Origin of the sequence: Bradyrhizobium sp. HKCCYLRH2060 (assembly GCF_051168135.1) — a bacterium.
Lineage (GTDB): Bacteria > Pseudomonadota > Alphaproteobacteria > Rhizobiales > Xanthobacteraceae > Bradyrhizobium.
Genome location: NZ_JBNPUK010000038.1, coordinates 1 through 1,212 on the forward strand (window position 1 = coordinate 1; position 1,212 = coordinate 1,212).

Annotated in this window: 1 protein-coding gene; it reads right to left on the minus strand. The window is 58.6% G+C overall.

The genetic code is table 11. The features are described 5' to 3' along the window. A partial coding sequence (locus ACQR10_RS32645; protein WP_316218932.1) for an IS4 family transposase occupies positions 1–1,128 on the minus strand: 1,128 nt, incomplete at its 3' end. Positions 1,129–1,212 lie beyond the last annotated feature (84 nt).

The following is a 1,212-nucleotide window of genomic DNA, read 5'->3' on the forward strand; positions in this document are numbered from 1 at the left end:
CTGGCGGTCGTCTCGGGTGAGAGACTGTGGAGGATCGAGCAGTCCATCGATCCTCCTGCGGTGCATGAGGTTTTGCGCGACCAGGCCGGTAAAGGTCCGCAGGCTTTCCACGCTGCTTTGCAGCTTATGGGCCGCGCGCAGCAGGAGATGAGCGATCAGCGCCACTGCAATCTGGATGCGTATGGCGTTCTCGGACGTTCCGAGGAAGTGTCTGATCTTCAGCGTGTGCTTGACCCAGCGAAAGAACAGCTCGATCTGCCAGCGGCGCTTGTAAAGGTCGGCAATTTCGTCGGCAGATGCGTCGAGGTCGTTGGTTATGATGCGCAGGACCTTGCGGGTTTCCGTGGCAACTCTGACCTCACGGACGGGATCCTGGAACGGGTTCTTTCGCGAGACAGCCAATCTGCCAGGCAGCAGGCCGATCCGATCGGACAACACGGACGAGCCCTCCGGGATTGTCTTCTCAGTCACGTCTCTGAGTTTAGTATTCGCCTTGAGACGGGTGACGAGACGGCACCCCTGCTCGTTGAGATTGGCCCACCAGCCGTAGTCATAGTAACCGAGGTCGAAGACGTAAGTCGCGCCCGGGCGGATCGGAAGAGATTTTGCCGCGGTGATGTCGTTGACGTTTCCCGCGGTCACGTCGGCCGTAACCGGATTTCCGGTATCCGGATTATAAACGATGTGCAGCTTGAAGCAGTTGATGCCGCTGCTGAACTTGGCCCAGCTGGCGCTGAGAGAGTTCAGGGGAAATCTGGTCGAATCGACCAGGTAGACCGCATCCGCCACCTCGTTTGCCAGCTTCCGCTCACAGCGTTTCATCATCTCTGCCAACAGACCGGCAAAGACCTCGGGCCGTCGCTTTGCATTGGCATCGGCCAGCGTCGAACGCGAAACCACCTTGGCGCCTACGTGATAGAGCCGTGCAGCGTGGCTCTCGAAAGCAGCTTCAATGGCACGCAGGCTCTCAGCGCGAGCCAGTTGCGCATAGAGCAAAGCACAAAACTGATTCCGGGTACTGAGCCGGCGCACCCGCTTGTCTCCTCCATGTGTTTCCACAAGCCGGTCAAAAACCCTCCACGGAACGAGCTTCTGCAGACCGTGAAATACAGTATTGTGGTGGCGCATGGCGGGATCCTCCTCGTGTGTCTCGAACATTTGGCGATGCTCAAGATCGCAGAAGAATCCACGCCATGCGCCTTGTCCAGCCTG